Below are 21780 nucleotides of genomic sequence, written 5' to 3'. Positions count from 1 at the left end.
GAAAGTGAAGAGGAAGGGGAACGAAGATGAAGCAAAGTTTCTTTTCTAAAAGAGCAGTTGCTTTGTTACTTGTGCTGGTAATCGCACTGACAAATCTGCCAGACATCGTTTTCGCGTGGGGAGGAGATATCTTCTCTGCTCAGCAGGAACAAACGGTGTCTGATGATGGACAGAATCAACAGATCCCTCAGGAGGTAGCAGGGGTTACCTTGAGCTTTGCACCGGAAGCAGAAAAAAGCACGGTGCAGATGGGGGAAACGGGAACATTCTATATGAATGTCAATGTTCCGGAAACGATAGACACACAGATTGCGGTGAGACTGCCGCAGCATGCGCTGCAGGCGATCAATCAGGCACAGCCAGAGGGCGTGCAGTGGATGGACACGATGGGCATTTCTGTACCAGTGGAACTTTATGAGGATGGCAGCAGTACCATTCTGCAATTTTCACTGAGCGCAGGTCAGGCCCTGGTCAATCAGCCACTGAATCTGCTCTATCAAAACGGTTACAACGAGGAAATATCCATTCCGGTAACCGAACAGGATATTACAGTCAACGAAACCTGGCTGCAGACAGAACAGCCTGTGGAACCGGTTGCTCCTGAAACGCCGGAGGAAACACTGCCTCCAACTGATGGTGACGTCGAAGTGCCAGGCGAAGGTGAGGTACCAGAAGGCGGCGAAACCGGCGAAGGTGAGGCACCAGGCGAAGGTGAGGTACCAGGCGACGGCGAAACCGGCGAAGGTGAGGTACCAGGCGACGGAGAAACCGGCGAAGGTGAGGTACCAGGCGACGGCGAAACCGGTGACGGCGAAACTGGCGGCAACGAAACCGGCGACGGTGAAACTGGCGGCAATGAAACCGGTGGCAGCGAAGTACCAGGCGACGGAGAAACCGGCGACATCGAAGTACCAGGCGACGGAGAAACCGGCGACATTGAAGTACCAGAAGGCGGCGAAACCGGCGGCGAAACCGATGGCAGCGAAGTCGGCGGAAACGAAACTGGCGGCAATGAAACCGATGGCAGCGAAGCTGGTAGCGAAACCGGCGAAAGTGAAGCTGGCAAAGAAGAACTTTCAAACGCCCAACAGCAGGAACAGTTCCAGACCGAGGGCGAAGCTCTGCAGCAGGAATCCCAGAGCGAAGGAACAGTGGAACTGCAGGGAGTACAGATTGTCAAAGAATTTGTCGCTCGTCCATCGACCGAACTGGAACCGCAGGGCAATAACGGCGAGCCAGCAGATCAGCCACAGGACGGCGAGCCAGCAGGTCAGCAGCAGGATGACGATCCAGCAGGTCAGCAGCAGGACGGCGATCCGGCAGGTCAGCAGCAGGACGATGATCCGGCAGGTCAGCAGCAGGACGATGATCCGGCAGGTCAGCAGCAGGACGATGATCCAGCAGATCAGCAGCAGGACGATGATCCGGCAGGTCAGCAGCAGGACGGCGAGCCAACAGAACAGCCGGAAAACACAACTCCTCCACAGGTGATTCATCAAATCAGCGGCGGAACACTGACCTTTGCAGTGCAGCCGTTCTCGTGGGGCGAACTCAGTCTGGTCGAAGGTCCGGCAGAACCGGATGATGGTCAGCCGAAACGCAGCGACCTGTTTGAAACACAGCCAAGAACGGTGAGCAAGGTATTTGCGATGTCATCGGTGCTGTATCAGATGGGAATGGTTCAGCAGGCCGACAGAACGCTTTATAAAAATAACGGGCAGTCCGACTCGCTGCCAAAGGAAAAGAATCCCTCTGAAGAACCACCCAAAGAGCGCATCATCGACAAGGATTTTTCCTACCATGTGACCATCCAGTCGGAAAACGATGCGCAGACCGGTACCATCTATACCAGAGAATGGACGCTGGAGCAGTCATTTACACTGCCGCAGGGATTGCAGTACCCAACGGGGAATGCACAGGTGGTCGGCAATCAGGTGCTCATCGGCGAGGTGCCGGTGGTCACCATCGACAATTTGGACGTTACCGGTAACGTGTCAGCCACAGCAGAGAACATCTCTGCTGTGGTGAATGGCTCTGCTCTGACCATCACCTACACAAAAACAATAACCGACGCAGAAAATCAAGGTCGGGAGCTTGCTGCACCTGACCTTCAGTTTGTGCTGCACGGTTCGGCATTAAAGGTGCTGGATGAATTTGCCGAGGGCGAGATCGGCGTTGCCACCAGTTTTAAAGCGATTTCCCAGACAGGGGAAGAACTCACCCGCTCGGCATCGGCAGCCACTCCTTTGTCGCTGGGAGCAGCACCTGATGAGGGTGATCCGGTGCCGACAGCAGATTCAGCAGTGAGTGTAACGTATAAGCTGTCGGGCCAGCCGACCTTTAGTGACAAGGGCAAACTGCAGGTGACCTATCAGATTACGGTGGAGAATACCGCGGAGGATGGCTCGGATGCCAACGTCATCATCACTATGCAGGCACCAGCAAAAACGAACACCGAGGTTGCGCCGACTGTCAAAGATGAATCGGGTAAAACATGGGACACTGATGCAAAAACACTGACCTGGGGTACCACGGATAATCCGGTTAAGATCGAAAAAGATAAACCCTGGACCCGCACAGTGACGGTCACGCTGACCGATGATACCCAAAACAATCCGCCGAAAACACTGACCTCCTCGGTAACGGTGACATCGGCAGGTGAGCCAGCCGAAGAGCTTGCCAAAAAGGAAAGCACCTATCCGCTGAAAGACTTCTTGGAGGAAAAGAAAAAGGACGTCGCGATCGCTGAAAGAGTCGATCAGACCCAGGACATCTACTGGATTGATAAGGATGATACTTTCAAGCGTCCTTCAACAGCGAACTATAAAGAAGGGATGAAGCTGGCGTTCTGTATTCTGGACAAAGGACAGAACAAGGAAGATGTGACCGACAAGGACTACATCGAATTGACTGCCGAAAATATGGGGCAGGTAGGGTTAGACAATATAGATAACCTGATCACGATAACAGAAAGTGGAAATCACTGGAAGGCCACAGCAAACCTTCCAACCTCCATCCACTATGGCGGTAACGAAAACAACAGCAGACAGGTCGTCTGGAAGTATGTGCCGGAGGAAGATATACCCAACTACACCTGGTGGAACGGGCAGGCTGAATCGAAAAAGGGAAAATGGTACTACCTGTTGGAAGAACCGTTCTCCTTTACCGTGGATCTGCGAAACGGCGCGAAAGGCGATCCTGACACCGGCACGATAAAAGATCTGATCGTGAAGAATTTTACCCTGTACTATGCGGCAAAAAATGTTCAGGACGGAACGGGTACCATCAATCTTGCAAAGCTTTTGCAGAATGATTCCTCGATTGATTGTAATGTAGATAAGGATGACAATGGCAACTATATCGTCAAAATTACCGGCCTTGGCACCTATACGGTCAACGGTGACAGGGTGCAGTATGCAGTTCAATACAATGACGAAAAAGTCGACGTCAGCAAAATAAATCTGCCGGCAACTGGCATCGGTGATGAAGGCGACTGGCTGACCGTCGAGTACAAAACACAGGGCGTCAACAACGATAAGGTGTTCCATGGCGATACCATGGTGCTGACACTGCAGGGAAATACCACCTATAAGGCAAACAAAGTCTGGCTGGATATGGATGATAAGGGTAAACGTCCAACAGGCCGCTTTGAACTTTGGCGCTACCGCCCTGGAAAAGAAACCTGGGATCAGGCCTCGCCGGTTCGTGGTGCAGATGGACAAATTCTGACGGTAAAGCTGGATACTGACAAAGATACTCAAGTCATCGACTTTAGTACCCAGCTGGACAAATACGGCCCAGAGGGATATGAGTACATCTATGTCTGCAAGGAAATTATCGAAAAAGAGGGAAGTTCCGACTATGAGCAGGTATTTGGCACAGTAGGCGACGATGGAAAAGTTACGCCTGACCCTCTGCCATCGGGCGAAACCAGAGAGAACGGCAACATCTATATCTACGAAAACGGCACGCTGACCAACCGCATCACCGCCAGCAGAACGATTTCTGCCACCAAGCGCTGGGAGGCTTCCTCGTTCCAGAGTGAGCTGTCCGACTTTGTGGTCGAATTGCAGCTGTATTCCCGCCTGAAGGGTTCGACGGATGAGATCCCGTGGGACATCGTAGAGGGCAAGGTGCTGAAGATGGAGGGCTTTACGGCAGAAAATCTCCAGCAGAGCGCCAGCATGTCGGTGCCGACCTATAACGAGCATGGCAAGGAACTGGAATACAAGTTTATGGAGGCAAAGGTCTATCTGTCAACCGACCCAGATAAGAAAAACTTGATGACAAAGGATAAGGATGGAAAGCCCATCATCGAGTGGGAAAAAGAGAATGGGCAGACGGTTCTCTTTGAGTCGATTCAACCGACCGAGGAAGAGATTCAGAAAGGAAATGCAGCCATCGTTAACAAGGTCAAGGATACCATCAACTATGATTTCACCAAGATCTGGCAGAATGGCTGGACGGAAGATCAGTTACAAAATGTTATCCAAAACGGTGGCGTCACCTTTAAGCTGTATTCCCGCGGCAGAGACGGCCAGAACAAGGAACTGTTTGAGGTAACCCTGGATGGTACAAAAGATGACCCTGAAACAACAGAGAGGGTCACAATCGGACAGGAGACATACAACGTCACCGTTCAGGAGCTGGGCGCTTTGTCGAAAGATCAAATCGGGGAGGATGCTGCCCACTGGCCGGTCCATATCGAAGGCTTGCCGCGCTATGACGAGGGCGGTTATCAGCTGGAATACTTTATCTTCGAGCAAGAAAAAAATGGAAATAAATATGTCGCTGGCTATGACATCACCCGCGACCCTGTCACCGGCGACTATGAGGGTTCGGTCAGCAACCCGCCTCCAATCGGTACAGGGTACCGCATCCTGATTAGAAAGCGCTGGATCGACGACAGCGACCTGTACCACCGCGAGGATGTCACCATCACCGCCTACTACTATGTAGATGGTAAAAACGATGTTGAACTGGGCACGCTGACGCTCGAGGCAAACGGCGTCGGCATGGACTATCTCTATTTCAGCGACGAGGATCTGCAGAATGGCGGTATAACCAACTATAATGTGAACAACGTCTATGTCCTCGAGACCCAGATGGGTGATACCCAGATCACAGGCGGAGCTGTCAAGCAGGATGGAGCCAACTATGTCGGTGAAACCAACAAGGTTTTGGCCAAGCACCACGATTATGAGATCACCTACTCGATATTGAAGAACGGCGATCAAGGAAACATCGCGAACGAAGATGTCTATGTCGTCACCAACCGTCGACTGGGCAGCATAGACATCACCGCCACCAAGATCTGGCAGGACGGCGGAGAACTGCAAAAAGCACTGGAAAAAGCCAACATCACACCGGTGCTGGTGCTGGAGTTTGCCGAACAGGATCAGAGCTATGTCGACAGTGGAGAATATGACATTGATTATGAAGAGAATACTGTCACACTGGGCGGTGAAGAGAAGGTTCAGATTCAAAACAATGCCGGAAAGGAAAGTAAAGCAATCCTGCCGCTGATTTTGGGCACAGAGAACAATACGCAGGACTATTACTTCTGCAACCTGCCAAAGTACAATACTTTAGGCGAGGTGGCCCACTACACCATCAAGGAAATGTGGTACAAGGGCACAGGCAATCTGCCGGAAAACATCAGTTACAATGATTGTATTAAGAAGAAAGATGAGCTGATTAAGAAGTTGGAGGAAGAATCTGCCGACGCCGAGCTGATCGAACTGCTCAAGGAATGCAGCAGTTCGGTGGAAGCGGGAAAATATCAGTCCAATCACAATGATGATGATGGTGACGACACCGACAGTCAGGAAATGAAGGTCACCAACAAGCTGTCTGGCACCAAGGATGTCAGCTTCCACAAAACGTGGAAGGACCACTATGTCTATCGGATTCTTGACATGCGTCCGGATATCTATCTGACCCTGTACCGTCTGGACAACGATACCGACAAATTGGAGGTTGTCGAACCATACCACGACCGCGTTTGGACCGAGTTCCAAGGTAGCGAGTGGACAGAATATAAATGGAGCTGTCTCTTTAAGGAGCTGCCAAAGTATGATGACAAAGGTCGGGAAATCTTCTACTATGCCACCGAACGCATGGCGGCGGACGGTGCAAACTTTGACTATGTTCCGGTCGAGCTGAGCTATGTCACGGAGACTGGAACGATAGAAGGAGATGATACAACACAGATCGAAGATAAGGATTGGAAACGGACAGTAGTTGTGGACGGCGAAAACGAAGAAGCGGTGCTGGAAGGTGGAACCTTCACCAACCGCATCGAGGCTCCGGCAGAGATTTCCGGCGTCAAACTGTGGGACAATCTGCCGTCGCTGTGGAAACCGGAGAATCTGCCGACCGTTACCTTCACCATCACCTGCGATGGCGTGCTGGGTAATGATGGACAACTAGACGGCACATCTCCGGGCGGTGAAATCGCCAGCATCACCATCAATACCGGAGATTGGACCAGTGCGCTTAAAACAAACTTTACGTTTGATAAAACCGGCGAATGGAAGCTGAACAAGGATGGTAGCAAGACTGCTATTGGTGCCCCTCCTGCTGAACAACGAGAGGAAATCCCAAAATATGATGATAATGGCCAGCAGTACAGCTACACCCTGACCGAAGAGATCGAGTTTAAGGATGAGACTGTCAGCAAGGATCAGATATTCAGCAAGATTGAGAGCAGCGGCTACCAGATTAAGAATGAGTATAATCCAACGCTGGGCGCACTCAAGGTCAAAAAGCTGCTGCAGGTCGGCAAAAACTGGAAGGCTTATCCGGCTGTCACCATCGAGCTTGTGCGCGAATACACCACCGACGGCAAAAACTATTATGAGGACGCCGGCTTTGAACCAGTCGAGCTGACCTGGAGCGCAGCGGAGGTAGAAACAGATGCTGAAGCTGCTGAAGCTGCTGCTGATCCTGATGCAACGACATTTGTACTGGACAGCGAAGATACCTTTACCTTTGAAAACCTGCCGATCTACCAGCCAAACGGCTATGAGTATCGGTACTTTGTCCGCGAAAAGGTAGTCGGCTACCTCAACTACCAGTCCGCTGTGAAAGGCGGAGATGTCAAAGTAGAAGACTTTGGGACTATCTTTGAAGCTCCTTCGCAGGGCGTAATGGAAGATGGCTACCTGAAGTATGACAACGAGCTGTATCCGACCAAAAACGTAAATGATGCAACCGCGGCAAACCTCGATGTTTCCGCCACCTTCGGCGACAAATACGAGCCGGAGAACATCAAGCTGACCGGCACCAAGGTTTGGGAAGACCAGAATGATGCACTGGAACTGCGGCCGAAACTGGAGGATTTCCAGAAAACGCTGACACTGTGGCGCTGGGCACCTGCACAGTCAGGAGGAGAGAATAACGGAATTGGCACAGAAAAGGATCCTATAGCTGTTCCTGAGCATAATCTCGACGGTTCAAAATGGGAATGGAAATGGGAACCAAGTGACGGTACGGATGCCACAGCAAAAGAATGGACCTACACCATCACTGGTCTGGAAAAGTTCGCTCCTAACGGCATGGAGTGGAAATATGTCGTCAAGGAGGACACAGATGGATTAGATGGCTATTACTATTATCCAAAATCTGCCTCTGCCAACGGCAGCTGGTCGGAAAATGGCAACACCTACAAGATGGATGATCTGACCAACTCGCTGAAAATTAACCTGAATTTCTCCAAGGAATGGCAGGATCAGAACGGTACCAAGCTGACCGACGACTACCTGGGTCTGGATAAAATCACCATCACCGGCGAGCTGTATGTGGCAGAAGGCGATGAAAAATTGCAGCCTGCATCACAGTATTTCAAAAATGATGATGGCAGTTTTAAAGAGCCTTGGACGAAGTGGTTCGGCACGAATTACGACTTTACCCCGACTTTGGAAACCACCATCGGCGGCACCAAAGCGGTAACCTTTGCAGATTTGCCAAGGGTAAATCAAGCCGGAACAACACTCTATTATGCCGTTGCTGAGACAAAGATAACAGCCGGTGGATTGACACAGGAGTATGATGTGACAGTGAATGGTCAGACCCTGAAACATGAAATCAAAGGCACAGATGTTTTGGGCGGCCTGTTCACACCGCAGAATGTGACAGCAGTTTCGGCAGAAAGCGGCACAACGCTGAAAATTGCACTGCACAACCGGCTTCAGACGCAGGAACTGAATGTGGAGAAGCGCTGGACCGATGAAACCGGCAAAAAATTGACCGACGGCCTGCCGAAGGAGGTGCATCTGGTCATCCAGCGCGAGGTAAACGAAACCTCATCGGATGGCAGCCGAACCGTGTACGAGTGGAAGATTGTCACAGATGGCAGCAATCCACTTGTTGTGAAGCTGTCATCAACGAACCTGTGGAAAGCGGAGCTGACCGGTCTGCCGACCAACGGCATCGAGAACGACAAGGTTGTCACCTACACCTATCGTGCCCGCGAGCTGAAAGAGGGCTGGACAGGACCGACGGTTAATGATGACGATATCCTTGACGCTGGTGGAAAGTTTGGCAACGACTACACCGTCTCCTATCAGGATAACAGCGGTACAACCGTCACCAACAAGCGCACCCACATGACCCTGACCGCCGAGAAACAGTGGAAACCAAGTGCGCCAAGCAAAGACAAGACGGTCACCCTGACCCTCTATCAGCGGCCCAAAGATGGTGAATGGACAGAATTTAAGTATGACGGCGACACTTCTGCAAAAGTGACACTGAACGGCGAAGCGGGTACTGAAAACGACACCTGCTATGCATCGGCTGCCTGGACCGCCACCTGGAAGAACCTGCCGCGCGCAGATGGCACGACTCTGTACGAGTACAGGGTGGAGGAAACTGTCGAAAAGTCGATGAAGGACAATCTGTTTGGAATCGTCTCTCCAGAAACGATTGACTCGGCTTCCACCGACAAGAAGTTTACCGTCAAGAACCTCCCGATGGGTAAGGTAAACATCGAGAAGATGGATGGCAACGGCAAGGCACTGGAGGGCGTCGTCTTTGAATTGCAGTACAAGGACACCGCCGGAAACTGGAAAGACATCGATGACACCGTCTGCAAGGCAGCGACATTCCAAGTACAGCAGACCACCGATGCGGACGGCAAGCTGACCTACACCCACCTGCTGCTGACCGATGAGAACGGCACACAGATCAACTATCAGATTGTGGAAGTCAGCACGCCGGATGGTTATAACCGCCTGACCGAGCCGATTGCAGTTTCTTTTGAAGCATTGACAACCGAGAAACCGGCAGACCTATACTGGAAAGTCACCGGCGGCTATCTTGCCAGCGAGGTGACCTACACCGTCCACAACAACCAGTACTTCCAGACCATCAACACCGGTGCAGGAGGCTTCTTCTGGCCAGGTGTAGCGGGCGCAGGCGCAGCCTGTGCAGGCGTATGGTATCTGGCAGGCAGAAAACGCAGAAAACACAACAAACGACATTCTGACCGCTAGGACAGACATTTCCGAGCAAAGGAGCGAATCAAGATGAAAAAAATCAGATCGAAGGGTTGTTTTTCGCTGACCGCGCTGCTGCTGACGGTCCTGCTCATCGCAGGGTGTCTGTCCGCTCCGGTCGGAGCGGACGGCTGGACAGCGACCAGAGTCACCGCGTATGACTACGATCTTGGCACCACCACCGCCAATCTGACGGTGGAGCAGATGATCAACAACATCAGCGGGCAGGAACCCAAGCCGGTCATCGGCGTGGAGTATACCGCCTACAGGATCGGCGACCTGTTTAACATCCAGACCGGCAGCAAAGAATGGCAAACCGGCTACGGCATCCTGGAGAGTGTTGCCAATACACTGGGTATTGCAGGTTTTGCCGACGGCAGCGACTCTAACTACTTTTTTTACACCAATGCCGGCGCACAGCAGAGCATCAATGAAGCGCTGGAAGGGAAAACCAACGTCACTCTTTCAGGCATCACCGGCGAAAAGATGATTACCGGTAAGGACGGCAAAGCGACGGCGGCACTGGACTTCGGACTGTACCTGCTGGTACAGTCCAACATCGACGACGCCAAGGACATCAACGGCGATGCCATCAACATCGTGGAGCCGCAGAGCCCGTTGATTTTCCCGCTGCCGCAGGGAAAAAGCGGAGACTGGCAGACCAACGTCACCATCTCGGCCAAAAGCGGTCTGGTGTATGAAAAGCTGGACAAAAAGGTCATCGGAAGCGACGGCACCCAGCAGAGCAGCGCTACTGCAAGTCCTGGCGATGTGCTTCAGTTTAAGCTGACCATCAATCCACCGGTGATGGGCGAATATGAAACACTGACCGCCTTTTCGGTGGAGGACGTGCTGACCAAGGGTTTGGAATTTAAGCGCATCCTCAGCGTGACTGACATCCGCGGACAGACCTATCAGGAGGGCGCGGACTACCAGCTGACGATCAAGGAGAATCTGCTTTCCACAGACCTGCCGCAGGATCAGAAGGATGCGGTGGGCGGCACCAGAGTGCTGCTGCAATTTACCCAGCAGGGCCTCCAAAAAGTGGAAGCGCTGAGAGGGCAGGAGCTGTATGTGGAGTATACCGCGCTGGTCACCGAAGCAGATGCGACCAACAGTGCGCGGATGAACTACGACAGCGAGGTGGACCCTCCAGACAATCCGCCGACCAACCCGCCAACCAATCCGCCGGATGACCCGCCGGACAGATGGAAAGAAACGAACCGCTGGGATGTGGTGCACAGCTACAGCTTCGGCGTCCGGCTGCAGAAGTATCTGGGCGACCAGAACACTCCTGCAAATGGCAGCGTCGTCTTTGAGCTGTACCGCGGCGAGGACAAACAGCCGGTGCTGCTCGAGCAGCAGGAGGACGGCAGCTACATCGTCAGCGCAGATGCCGCCTCCAACCGTCTGAGCGTCGATGCGGGCGGAAGATTCACCCTCTATGGCCTGGCGGAGGACACCTATTACTTGAGAGAAATCCAGACGGCGGACGGCTATGCACTGCCCGACGAGGACATCTGCATCACGCTGTGCGGCGAGCAGGTCAACGGGGAGTATACCGGACGTCTGGATGTGACCAGAACATTGGTGGACGGACAGATGGGCAGTGCCTCGATTGAGGACGACCTGATCAAGCTCAGCGTCGTCAACCCGAGAACGATGTACATTCCGAACACCGGCAGCATGGAAAGCTGGATGTTTACCGCCGGCGGTCTGCTGGTGATTGTGGTCGGAGTCGTCTATCTGGTCCTTTCCCGCAGAAAAGGCCGCAGCTGATGGACCGAGGAGGAAGATTGTGAAAAGAAGATGGACCAGTCTGCTGGCAGTGCTGGCGATTGTGCTGGGCACAGGGCTTGCAGTCTATCCGTTTGTCAGCCAATGGCTGTATCAGAATCAGGTGCAGTATGTGCAGGGAGAGGTTTCTACCTCACAGCTGGAAGAAGAATGGCAGGAGGCGGTTGCGTACAACCGCCTCCTGCATCAGGGAAGCGAGCGGGTGACCGACCCTTTTGCCACAGAGCAGCAGTCGGAGCCGGAAAGCTATGAGCAGCAGCTCAACCCACTGGGCGACGGCCAAATGGGAATTTTGGAGATTCCAAAGCTGGAATTGTCGCTGCCGATCTTTCATGGCACCGAGGAAGCGGTGCTTCAGGAGGGCGTGGGTCACCTCAAGGCAAGCTCGCTGCCCACCGGCGGAGAGAGCACCCACTGCGTGCTTTCCGCTCACGCCGGACTTCCAGGAAAACGGCTGTTCAGCGATTTGGAGCAGATGGAGATCGGCGACCTGTTTTATCTGAAGGTCCTTGACCGGACGCTCTGTTATCGGGTGGATCAGATTCTGGTGGCGGAGCCGCAGGAGCTGGATGCACTGTACATTCAGGACGGAGAGGATCTGGTCACGCTGATGACCTGCACGCCGTACGGCATCAACAGCCACCGCCTGCTGGTGCGCGGACAGCGCACCGAGGAGACGGTGCAAACCGCCGGCACAGAGCAGACCCACAGCCGATGGCTGCTGGAATACCGCATGGTGCTGCTGGGATTTGTGGCATTGGGAGGAGCAGCCGCCATTGCCGGCGTGGTATCGCACCGGCGCAGAAGGAGGAAGGACCTATCCGAAAGGTGATATTTTTGCTGATCGTTCTGGTGGGACTTGGGCTGCTCAACTATCCGTATCTTTCGTCGCTGTATTCCCAGCGGGAGTATCGCGCACAGTTTGAAGCCTATCAGCAGGAGATGGAGAGCACCCAGCAGGACAGCCAGCGGCAGCAGGCGCAGCAATACAACCAGCAGCTCAGCACAGAGCAGTCTGCGCTGGAGGATGCCTTCTCCAGTCAGCAGCCTTCCGGTGGAGAGGAAGGCTTGCTGGGCTATGTGGAGATCGAAAAGATCGACGTCTATCTGCCCATCTACGAAGGAACCACCGAGCAGATTCTGCGCAAGGGCATCGGTCATCTGAGCGGAAGCTCCCTTCCGGTGGGCGGCGAGAGCACCCATGCGGTGCTTGCCGGCCACAGCGGCCTTGCCTCCCAGCTGATGTTCACCGAGCTGGAACAGCTGGAAATCGGCGACCGCTTTTCTCTGTATGTGATGGGAGAGGAGCTTTGCTATCAGGCAGATCAGATTCTGACGGTAGAGCCGTGGCAGACCGATGCACTGCAAATCGAAGAAGGCAAGGACATGGTGACGCTGATCACCTGCGTGCCCTATGGAGTTAACAGCCACCGCCTGTTGGTGCGCGGCCAGCGTGTGGAGGCGGAGGAGACACAGGAGCAGACAGCCGCTGTTTCCACAGCAGAACAGTCGGACGAACCGTCCGACGCTCCGAAGGTTTCCAGCCAGACCCAACGCAGACAGCTGATCTTCTGGGCAAGCACAGCCGTATGGCTGCTGCTTGTGCTGATAGCAGTGGGAACACAAATCAGGGCAAGATACCAAAAGAAACACCAAAGATAAAAAAGACCTGTACGGTTTTACCGTGCAGGTCTTTTTCTATGCCGTCGAGAAATTTCTCATCAAGTATCCGATGAAAAGGCGATCACTTCCAATAGAGATTCTCGATATAAAAGCGGCGGATTTTTCACGTTTTACAATGGATTTATTTAAAATAGCTAAAATATTAGCTTAGAATATCTGATTTTTCTGCAATAAATTCGGGGAAATTTCGAAAAAAGTATTTGACTATTTGTCCTTTACATACTATAATTGATATTGTTAAATAAATAACGTTAATTAAATAACAAATTAACATATCCAAAGATAGATCAGTCAGAAACAGGAGGAAAACGAGATGGCAACCAAGACAAATGCAGTGGCACCAGAAGCGACGATCATTGACAACGTTGAAGCGCTCCAGGCACGCATGAAAGAGATGCGCAAGGCACAGGAAATCTTTGCCACCTACACACAGGAACAGGTGGACAAAATCTTTTTTGCAGCGGCAATGGCAGCCAACAAGGCAAGAATCCCGCTGGCAAAGATGGCTGTGGAAGAAACCGGCATGGGCGTCGTAGAAGACAAGGTCATCAAAAACCACTATGCGGCTGAGTACATCTACAATGCTTACCGCGATACCAAGACCTGCGGCGTCATCGAAGAGGATGCGGCGTACGGCATCAAAAAGATTGCCGAGCCAATCGGTCTGATTGCAGCGGTCATCCCGACCACCAACCCGACCTCGACTGCCATCTTTAAGACGCTGATCTGCTTAAAGACCCGCAACGCCATCATCATCAGCCCACATCCAAGAGCAAAGGCTTCCACCATTGCAGCGGCAAAGGTTGTCTATGAGGCAGCAGTTGCAGCAGGCGCACCGGAAAACATCATCAGCTGGATCGACGTTCCAAGTCTGGAGCTGACCAACGAGGTCATGAAGGAATCGGACACCATCCTGGCAACCGGTGGTCCTGGCATGGTCAAGGCGGCATATTCCTCCGGCAAGCCGGCACTGGGCGTCGGTGCAGGCAACACACCGGTCATCATCGACGACACCGCTGACATCAAGATGGCGGTCAACTCGATCATCCACTCCAAAACCTTCGATAACGGCATGATCTGCGCTTCCGAGCAGTCGGTCACCGTTGTCGGCGACATCTACGACGCAGTGAAGAAGGAATTTGAATACCGCGGCTGCTACTTCCTCAAGGGCGATGAGCTGGACAAAGTTCGCCACACCATCATGATTAACGGCGCACTCAACGCCAAGATCGTCGGTCAGACCGCAAACACCATCGCTCAGATGGCAGGCGTCAACGTTCCGGAAAAGACCAAGATCCTGATTGGTGAGGTTGAATCGGTGGATATCTCCGAGGAATTTGCACATGAGAAGCTTTCTCCGGTGCTGGCAATGTACCGCGCTAAGGACTTTGACGAGGCGATCGCCAAGGCAGAACGTCTGGTTGCAGACGGCGGCTATGGTCATACAGCGGCGCTGTATGTGCATCCGGCACAGAAAGAAAAGATCATGAAGCATGCAGAAGCGATGAAGGCCTGCCGTATCTTAATCAATACACCATCCTCCCACGGCGGTATCGGCGATCTGTACAACTTCAAACTGACCCCATCCCTGACCCTCGGCTGTGGTTCCTGGGGAGGAAACTCGGTTTCCGAAAACGTGGGCGTCAAACATCTGCTGAACATCAAGACCGTTGCCGAGAGGAGAGAGAATATGCTGTGGTTCAGAGCACCGCAGAAGGTATATCTGAAGAAGGGCTGTATGCCGGTTGCACTCGATGAGCTGGGAACCGTGATGGGCAAGAAGAAATGCTTCATCGTCACCGACTCCTTCCTGTATAAGAATGGTTATGTCAAACCGATCGAGGAAAAACTCGACCAAATGGGCATCCAGCACACCTGCTTCTATGAGGTTGCTCCTGACCCGAACCTCTCCTGCGCAGAAGCTGGCGCACATGCAATGCGCGCCTTCGAACCGGATTGCATCATCGCACTGGGCGGCGGTTCCGCAATGGATGCCGGCAAGATCATGTGGGTGATGTATGAGCATCCAGAGGTCAACTTCCTGGATCTGGCGATGCGCTTCATGGACATCCGCAAGAGAGTTTACACCTTCCCGAAGATGGGCGAAAAGGCATACTTTGTCGCCATCCCAACCTCCTCCGGTACCGGCTCCGAGGTTACTCCGTTTGCTGTTATCACCGATGACCGCGACGGCACCAAATATCCGCTGGCAGACTATGAGCTGCTGCCCAATATGGCGATCATCGACGCAGACAACATGATGACCCAGCCAAAGGGCCTGACCAGTGCTTCCGGTATCGACGCACTGACCCATGCACTGGAAGCGTATGCTTCTATCATGGCGACCGATTACACCGATGGTCTGGCGCTCAAAGCGATGAAGAGCATCTTTGAATATCTGCCAAGCGCTTACGAAAACGGCGCAAATGACCCGTATGCCCGCGAAAAGATGGCGGATGCTTCCTGTATGGCAGGTATGGCATTTGCAAACGCTTTCCTGGGTGTCTGCCACTCGATGGCACATAAGCTGGGCGCATATCATCACCTGCCGCACGGCGTTGCTAACGCACTGATGATCTCCTATGTGCTGAGATTCAACGCAGAGGAAGTTCCGGTCAAGATGGGAACCTTCTCCCAGTATCAGTATCCACATACCCTTTCCCGCTATGCAGAATGTGCACACTTCTGCGGTGTCTGCGGCAAGGACGATAAGGAGACATTGGAGCTGTTCATTCAGAAGATCGAAGATCTGAAGGCAAGAGTCGGCATCAAGAAGAGCATTCAGGAGTACGGCGTCGATGAGAAATACTTCCTGGAAACTCTGGACCGCATGGTTGAGGACGCCTTCGACGATCAGTGTACCGGTGCAAACCCAAGATACCCGCTGATGAGCGAGATTAAAGAGATGTACCTCAAAGCGTACTACGGAAAATAGCAGGCTGAGCCTGCACGCTGTTCGCCTACGGCGTAAAGACGGGTAGCGGGAGGACAGAACAAAAGTTTTCGTCCACCTTTTTCAAAAGGTGGTGGTGTCCAGAGGCAACGCCTTTGGTCGCACTCCGCAGAGTGCGAAACACCTTTATCGTCAGGCGCTCATTGGGAGAGCTCGGGATTGAGAAAAGTTTTCAATCTCCTTTTCTGCAAGAGAAAAGGTTCTCGAAAACCAATTAAGAGTATAAACTTTCCTCAAAAATTATCCGGTGGATGATTTTTGACGGTAGAAACTTGCTCTGGCTTGTATGGTGCAAAGTCGGGCGAAAACAAATAAAGTTTCCCTTTGGGAAACGGTGCTCACGCACCACAGCACCGAAACGGCACTCAGCCCCTAACGATTTTTATTTTATATTGTTGAAATATCACAGGGGCGTTGCCCCCGTACCCCTATGAGCTTTTTGAAAAAAGCTCAACCAAAAACTTCTGTTCGCCTACGGCGCAAAGACAGGCGAAAACAAACAAAGTTTCCCTTTGGGAAACGGTGCTCACGCACCACAGCACCGAAACGGCACCCTGCCACTAACGATTTTTGTTTTATATTGTTGGAATGTCACAACCCCTACCACCTTTTCTTTGCTAAAAGAAAAGTATTTGGTTACGGCGCAAAGACAGGCGAAAACAAATAAAGTTTCCCTTTGGGAAACGGTGCTCTCGCACCACAGCACCGAAACGGCACCCTGCCTCTAACGATTTTTATTTTATATTGTTGAAATGTCACAGGGGCGTTGCCCCCGTACCCCTATGAGCTTTTTGAAAAAAGCTCAACCAAAAACTTTTGTTTGCCTACGGCGCAAAGACGGGCAGACAACCATATTAAGGAGGGAACCCATCAAGATGTCAGAAAAGAATATCATCTTTACACGGCCGCACAAAACCCTATATGCGACCGATACCCAGGTCATGAAAGTGTTTGACAGTCAGTATAAAAAGTCCGATGTCCTCAACGAGGCGCGCAACGAAGCTCTGGTGGAGGAAAATACCACGCTGAACGTGCCGTCCCTGATGTCGGTTTGCTCGACCGACGAAGGCTGGTGTCTGGTGCGCAGCAAGGTCGAGGGCAAAACCCTTGCCGAGCTGATGCTGGAACATCCAGATAAAATGCAGGAATACATGGAACTGTTCGTCGACTTGCAGCTGGAAGTCCACAAACAGCGCGTCCCTACCATCAAGACGCTGCGTCATAAACTGATGGATCAGATCAATTCACTCAAAGAGGTGGATGCAACTACCCGCTATGAGCTGGCAACCCGCCTGCAGAGTATGCCAAAGCACAACAAGCTCTGTCACGGCGACTTTAACCCGACCAACGTCATCGTGGACAACGAAGGCAAGCTGTGGGTCATCGACTGGGCACACGCTGCACAGGGAAATGCCTCCGCAGATGCTGCCATGACCTATCTGCTGTTTGCACTGGAGGATCAGAAGAAAGCAGATCTGTACATGAAGCTGTTCTGCACCAAGGCAGACATTGCACGCCAGTATGTTAACCGCTGGCTGCCGATCGTCGCTGCTGCTCAACTGACCAAGAAGAAGGAAACCGAAAAGGAATTCCTGATGCGCTGGATCGACGTTGTAGAATATCAATAAGCCATTCATTGTAGCATAAATACGTCACTCTTACACAAAAACCCCGCCGCAGAAAACTGCGGCGGGGTTTTTGTCGTTTACAGCAAATGATCGTTACGGAGGTTCAGCCGCTTAAACAGGCGGGCATTCCAGAATTCCATGTCAAGTTCATCCAGATAAAAATGCAGAATTGCTTTCCAATTTTTGGTGGCAGTGCTTAAAAAGAGAAATGGAACGCCTTCCTGTGTCAGCAGTTCTTCCACATGACAAAACATCTTACGACCAATTCCTTTTGAGCGGACAGCTGGACGGACGTACAGTTCTTCCAACTCAAAAAAAGGGGTTCCTTCAGTGATGATCGAGTTGGTTTTATTGGCAGTTTCCATCTTGCCAAACAGATAGCCCCAAATTTGACCATCTTCCATCGCCAGAAAGATGCGCCGACCCTCCAGATCGTCGGATGTGTTGGCACGATAGCCGTGGCAGCTGCCCTCGTTCTCCCAGTCGCGGGACAGCTCGATCAATCGAGAAACAACATCTTCGGTTAAAGAAGTTTCCAGAATGGTCATTGAAATTCCTCCTTTGGTGTTTTTTTCAGTATAAGCAAACAGAAGATAAAAAGCAAGCAAGCACCTTTAAGCAGACAAACTATTTCGCAGAAAAGCCTGCGAAACAATGGATACAAGCTCCGCCTTCCCGCATAGAATAGGGGTGAAAACCAAAATTTGTGGGAGGGGAGAGCGTGAAGGGCTTACCGGAAGAACGTGCCGTCCAGCTGGCACAGTATATCATAGAACAGGACACCACCGTCCGACAGGCTGCAAAGCGGTTTGGAGTGTCCAAAAGTACGGTACATAAAGATGTGACCCAGCGGCTGAAGCAGCTCAGTCCGACGCTGTATCAGCAGGTCAAGGAAGTGCTGGAACGGAACAAACAGGAACGTCACATCCGCGGAGGCATGGCGACCAGAGAGAAATATGAGAATATCAGGCGGATAAAACAGGATGTAAAAATAAACAGAAATTTTAACAGATTAAAGCGTGAAAACTCCTAAAAATGAAAGAAAAGAAGTGTGAAAAATCATTTATCTATCCAAAAATTTCACTTGCAAACGTAGAAGATAAACAAAAAGGTTGATTTTTAGCATGAAATTGACTATACTGTAAAAGTAATAAGTTTTCACACTTCTTTTTCTATTCATTCATTTTTGGTTGTGCACATGCTGCACACAAGCTTGAGGCTGTTCATATAAACCTGTCGATTGGGGCAGGAGTTTCTACGCGTCGGCCGCAACCGTCTGCACTATGAACAGTTCATCTTTTCTTTTGATATTTTCTTAATATTGTCTTTTTCCCGTATAAGCAAAAAGCATCGGCATTTCGCCGGTGCTTTTTGCTTACCTTTTCTTTGCATAGAAAAGAGGACAAAATATGTTCCATATTTGTCCGGCCAAAAGAAAAGTGTTTGGCTCTTAGGGGAGTTTTAGCGCAAGAATAAAAGTTTTTGGTCGAGCTTTTTTCAAAAAGCTCGCGGATTCTAAAGGCAGAGCCTTTAGTCGCTCGTCGCAACGAGCGAAAAGCTTTTATCGTCAGGCGCATTTTGCGGGTGAATGTTTCAATCCAAATTTTGGATTGAAACAGAGGGGGCTTTTGTAAGAGAAAAGCCCCCTTGACAGATAAGCGTTGCGCACTTGCCAGAAAAACCTCCCAGTGGGAGATTTTTCTGCTGTCTGTGCTATTGAGCCAAAATTATTTGTTTCGCTCGATTGAAACTTTCCTGCTCCAATGAGCGAATGTATTAGCTGAAACCAAAGCGTGATATTGTATCCAGCTAGAGGCTTCTACTGCCGAAAACTTCCCACTGGGAACTTTTCGGGGATACATTGCAAAACGAATTATTTTTCGTCATGCCACAGAAACCAGCACGCAAAAAACCCCTCCCGCATTGCGGAAGGGGTTTTATTATTCTCTATCTTCAGCCAAAAGCCGATTAGCAGAACTTAGCTGGGTTAACTTTTACGCCAGGGCCCATGGTGGTAGCCAGAACGCAGGATTTAACGTACTGACCTTTTGCTGCTGCTGGTTTTGCTTTTACGATGGCACCCATCAGGGTCTCAAAGTTTTCCTGGAGTTTCTCAACGCCGAAGGAAGCTTTGCCGATTGGGCAGTGGATGATGTTGGTCTTGTCCAGACGGTACTCGATCTTACCAGCTTTTGCTTCCTGAACAGCTTTTACAACGTCAGGGGTTACAGTGCCGGCTTTTGGAGATGGCATCAAGCCTCTTGGACCGAGAACTTTACCCAGACGGCCAACAACGCCCATCATGTCAGGGCTTGCGATGACAACGTCAAATTCCATCCAGCCGCCCTGGATTTTCTGCATGTACTCTTCAGCACCAGCGTAGTCAGCGCCAGCAGCCAGAGCTGCGTCAACTTTGTCGCCTTTGCAGAATACCAGTACGCGAACAGATTTACCGGTTCCGTTTGGCAGTACAACTGCGCCACGAACCTGCTGTTCAGCATGACGGGAGTCAACACCCAGTCTTACGTGGATTTCTACGGTCTCGTCAAATTTTGCCTTTGCGGTTTTCAGGCAGTTTTCGATTGCTTCGGTGGTATCGTACAGAGCAGCAGTATCAACCAGTTTGGTGCTGTCCTGATATTTCTTTCCGTGTTTCATTTTAAATTACTCCTCCTTATCCTGAGTGGTAAATGCGGAAATCTCCTCCCACCCGGGGAGTACTAGTCAACTACCTCGACGCCCATTGCGCGAGCAGAACCTGCGATCATGCTGATAGCAGCATCCAGGCTTGCAGCATTGAGGTCTGGCATTTTCATCTCAGCGATTTTCTGCAACTGTGCTTTTGTGATTTTTGCAACTTTGGTTTTGTTTGGAACGCCGGAACCGGACTGGATATTGCACTCTTTCTTGATGAGTACAGCAGCCGGAGGGGTCTTGGTAACAAAAGTGAAGGATCTGTCAGCGTAAACAGTGATTACAACTGGAATGATCAGACCTGCATCATTTTTGGTTCTCTCGTTGAATTCTTTGGTGAATGCCATGATGTTTACACCATGCTGACCAAGAGCTGGGCCAACCGGTGGTGCCGGAGTCGCTTTTCCGGCAGGAATCTGCAGCTTAATGAAGCCGGTAACTTTCTGAGCCATTAGTAAATTGCACCTCCATAAAATGTGGTCAGTCGGGACAGAGTAAAAATTTTTGTCCCTCCCACTGTGCTGTTTTTACCCAGTGCAAAAACAGCAGAACAAACCCTTTCGGGCACGACCTAAAACGGGTTATGGTTTTAAGTCACCTCATAAAGACGATATTTATTCTATTGTCTCTACCTGATCCAGTTCAAGCTCTACGGGCGTCTCTCTTCCAAACATGGAAACGACCACCTTGACCATGTTGCGCTCGGTGTCCAGTTCTTCCACAACACCGATGAAGCCGTCAAGGTAACCGTCAATGATCTTAACAGAGTCGCCAACTTCAAAGTTGACTTCAACCTGTTTTTTCTCCACACCAAGGGCAGCTACCTCTTCGTCAGACAGCGGAACCGGTTTGGAACCAGGTCCGACAAAGCCGGTCACTCCACGAATGTTGCGGACAACATACCAGGAATCATCTGTCATGATCATGTTGACAAGCACATAGCCTGGAAAAATCTTGCGCTCCACTTCACGCTTTTTGTTGTCTTTGATCTCAACAACCTTTTCGGTAGGAACCATGACGCCGGCGATCAAATCGTGCAGCTTACGGTTTTCCACCGCATTTTCGATATCCGATGCTACCTTGTTCTCGTAACCGGAATAGGTGTGCACCACATACCATTTTGGAGTTTCAGCCATAGTGTAAATCCCTCCGCTGGTGTAGATGTTCTTGTAAGCTTTCGACTAGTGGAACAAACCGACAACTGCATTGAATACGAAGTCGACAATTCCAATACAGATGCTGAATGCTGCCAGGACGAGAATAACAACACCGGTGTTGTTGACAACGGTCTTTTTGCTCGGCCAGACAATCTTCTTCATTTCACCCTTTGTGTCTTTGATAAAACGGGAAAGCTTCGAGGCGATACGTTTCAGCAAGCCTGGTTTCTTTTCATCAGCCATTTAAACAGCCCGCCTTTCGCCTACTTGGTTTCTTTGTGAAGTGTGTGTTTCCGGCAGAACTTGCAGTATTTGTTCATCTCAAGTCTGTCAGGATCGTTTTTCTTGTTTTTCTTTGTGTTGTAATTACG

Annotated in this window: 13 protein-coding genes and 1 riboswitch; of the genes, 7 read left to right on the top strand and 6 right to left on the bottom strand. The window is 51.2% G+C overall.

Annotation, left to right across the window (positions count from 1 at the left end):
- Positions 1-26 precede the first annotated feature (26 nt).
- The 6 genes from Q0L39_RS00855 to Q0L39_RS00830 all read left to right on the top strand — a co-directional run bounded on the left by Q0L39_RS00855 (position 27) and on the right by Q0L39_RS00830 (position 17558).
- Positions 27-9494, top strand: coding sequence for a Cna B-type domain-containing protein (locus tag Q0L39_RS00855; protein ID WP_296626447.1), 9468 nt, complete (start codon positions 27-29; stop codon positions 9492-9494).
- Positions 9495-9527: 33 nt separating this feature from the next.
- On the top strand, positions 9528-11276 hold the full coding sequence (locus Q0L39_RS00850; protein WP_296626446.1) for a SpaH/EbpB family LPXTG-anchored major pilin: 1749 nt from the start codon (positions 9528-9530) through the stop codon (positions 11274-11276).
- A gap of 19 nt (positions 11277-11295) precedes the next feature.
- The gene (locus Q0L39_RS00845; RefSeq protein ID WP_296626445.1) at positions 11296-12126 is read left to right on the top strand and encodes a class C sortase; all 831 of its coding nucleotides are present in this window, start codon (positions 11296-11298) and stop codon (positions 12124-12126) included.
- Positions 12123-12956 (top strand): class C sortase, encoded by an 834-nt coding sequence (locus tag Q0L39_RS00840; protein WP_296626444.1) that lies wholly within the window; start codon positions 12123-12125, stop codon positions 12954-12956. Before Q0L39_RS00845 ends, Q0L39_RS00840 begins: the two co-directional genes overlap by 4 nt.
- Positions 12957-13290: 334 nt before the next feature.
- The gene (gene adhE, locus Q0L39_RS00835) at positions 13291-15912 is read left to right on the top strand and encodes a bifunctional acetaldehyde-CoA/alcohol dehydrogenase (protein WP_296626443.1); all 2622 of its coding nucleotides are present in this window, start codon (positions 13291-13293) and stop codon (positions 15910-15912) included.
- Positions 15913-16799: 887 nt separating this feature from the next.
- Positions 16800-17558, top strand: coding sequence for an aminoglycoside phosphotransferase family protein (locus Q0L39_RS00830; protein WP_296626490.1), 759 nt, complete (start codon positions 16800-16802; stop codon positions 17556-17558).
- A 77-nt stretch (positions 17559-17635) separates the two neighbouring features.
- Here Q0L39_RS00830 and Q0L39_RS00825 read toward each other — a convergent pair whose 3' ends face one another.
- Positions 17636-18106: a GNAT family N-acetyltransferase gene (locus Q0L39_RS00825; protein WP_296626442.1), complete on the bottom strand. Its 471-nt coding sequence runs from the start codon at positions 18104-18106 to the stop codon at positions 17636-17638.
- 173 nt (positions 18107-18279) lie between these two features.
- On the opposite strand from Q0L39_RS00825, the gene spoIIID reads away from it, so the two are divergent.
- The gene (spoIIID, locus tag Q0L39_RS00820; protein ID WP_296626441.1) at positions 18280-18591 is read left to right on the top strand and encodes a sporulation transcriptional regulator SpoIIID; all 312 of its coding nucleotides are present in this window, start codon (positions 18280-18282) and stop codon (positions 18589-18591) included.
- 170 nt (positions 18592-18761) lie between these two features.
- Positions 18762-18862, top strand: a riboswitch (purine riboswitch).
- A 664-nt stretch (positions 18863-19526) separates the two neighbouring features.
- On the opposite strand, the gene rplA is transcribed toward spoIIID, so the two are convergent.
- The 5 genes from rplA to rpmG form a co-directional block, all read right to left on the bottom strand.
- Positions 19527-20216 carry a 50S ribosomal protein L1 gene (gene rplA, locus Q0L39_RS00815; protein ID WP_296626440.1) on the bottom strand — a complete coding sequence of 230 codons (690 nt, stop codon included), beginning with the start codon at positions 20214-20216 and terminating at the stop codon, positions 19527-19529.
- Positions 20217-20278: 62 nt separating this feature from the next.
- On the bottom strand, positions 20279-20704 hold the full coding sequence (rplK, locus tag Q0L39_RS00810; RefSeq protein WP_296626439.1) for a 50S ribosomal protein L11: 426 nt from the start codon (positions 20702-20704) through the stop codon (positions 20279-20281).
- 162 nt (positions 20705-20866) lie between these two features.
- Positions 20867-21388 carry a transcription termination/antitermination protein NusG gene (gene nusG, locus Q0L39_RS00805; protein ID WP_296626438.1) on the bottom strand — a complete coding sequence of 174 codons (522 nt, stop codon included), beginning with the start codon at positions 21386-21388 and terminating at the stop codon, positions 20867-20869.
- Positions 21389-21433: 45 nt separating this feature from the next.
- Positions 21434-21652 carry a preprotein translocase subunit SecE gene (gene secE, locus Q0L39_RS00800; protein WP_296626437.1) on the bottom strand — a complete coding sequence of 73 codons (219 nt, stop codon included), beginning with the start codon at positions 21650-21652 and terminating at the stop codon, positions 21434-21436.
- A 20-nt stretch (positions 21653-21672) separates the two neighbouring features.
- Positions 21673-21780, bottom strand: a 108-nt coding sequence (rpmG, locus tag Q0L39_RS00795) for a 50S ribosomal protein L33 (protein ID WP_296626489.1), incomplete at its 5' end; no start/stop codon positions are given.

It is taken from the genome of uncultured Negativibacillus sp. (assembly GCF_944388365.1).
Taxonomy (GTDB): Bacteria; Bacillota; Clostridia; order Oscillospirales; family Ruminococcaceae; genus Negativibacillus.
Note: the sequence above shows the minus strand (reverse complement) of the source record. Positions and strands in the feature narration are given on the sequence as shown.

Bases quoted from the DNA above. Each gene is read 5' to 3' on its own strand.
- Q0L39_RS00855 (WP_296626447.1), top strand. From the start codon at position 27: ATGAAGCAAAGTTTCTTTTCTAAAAGAGCAGTTGCTTTGTTACTTGTG.
- Q0L39_RS00850 (WP_296626446.1), top strand. From the start codon at position 9,528: ATGAAAAAAATCAGATCGAAGGGTTGTTTTTCGCTGACCGCGCTGCTG.
- adhE (WP_296626443.1), top strand. From the start codon at position 13,291: ATGGCAACCAAGACAAATGCAGTGGCACCAGAAGCGACGATCATTGAC.
- Q0L39_RS00825 (WP_296626442.1), bottom strand. From the start codon at position 18,106: ATGACCATTCTGGAAACTTCTTTAACCGAAGATGTTGTTTCTCGATTG.
- rplA (WP_296626440.1), bottom strand. From the start codon at position 20,216: ATGAAACACGGAAAGAAATATCAGGACAGCACCAAACTGGTTGATACT.
- rplK (WP_296626439.1), bottom strand. From the start codon at position 20,704: ATGGCTCAGAAAGTTACCGGCTTCATTAAGCTGCAGATTCCTGCCGGA.
- nusG (WP_296626438.1), bottom strand. From the start codon at position 21,388: ATGGCTGAAACTCCAAAATGGTATGTGGTGCACACCTATTCCGGTTAC.
- secE (WP_296626437.1), bottom strand. From the start codon at position 21,652: ATGGCTGATGAAAAGAAACCAGGCTTGCTGAAACGTATCGCCTCGAAG.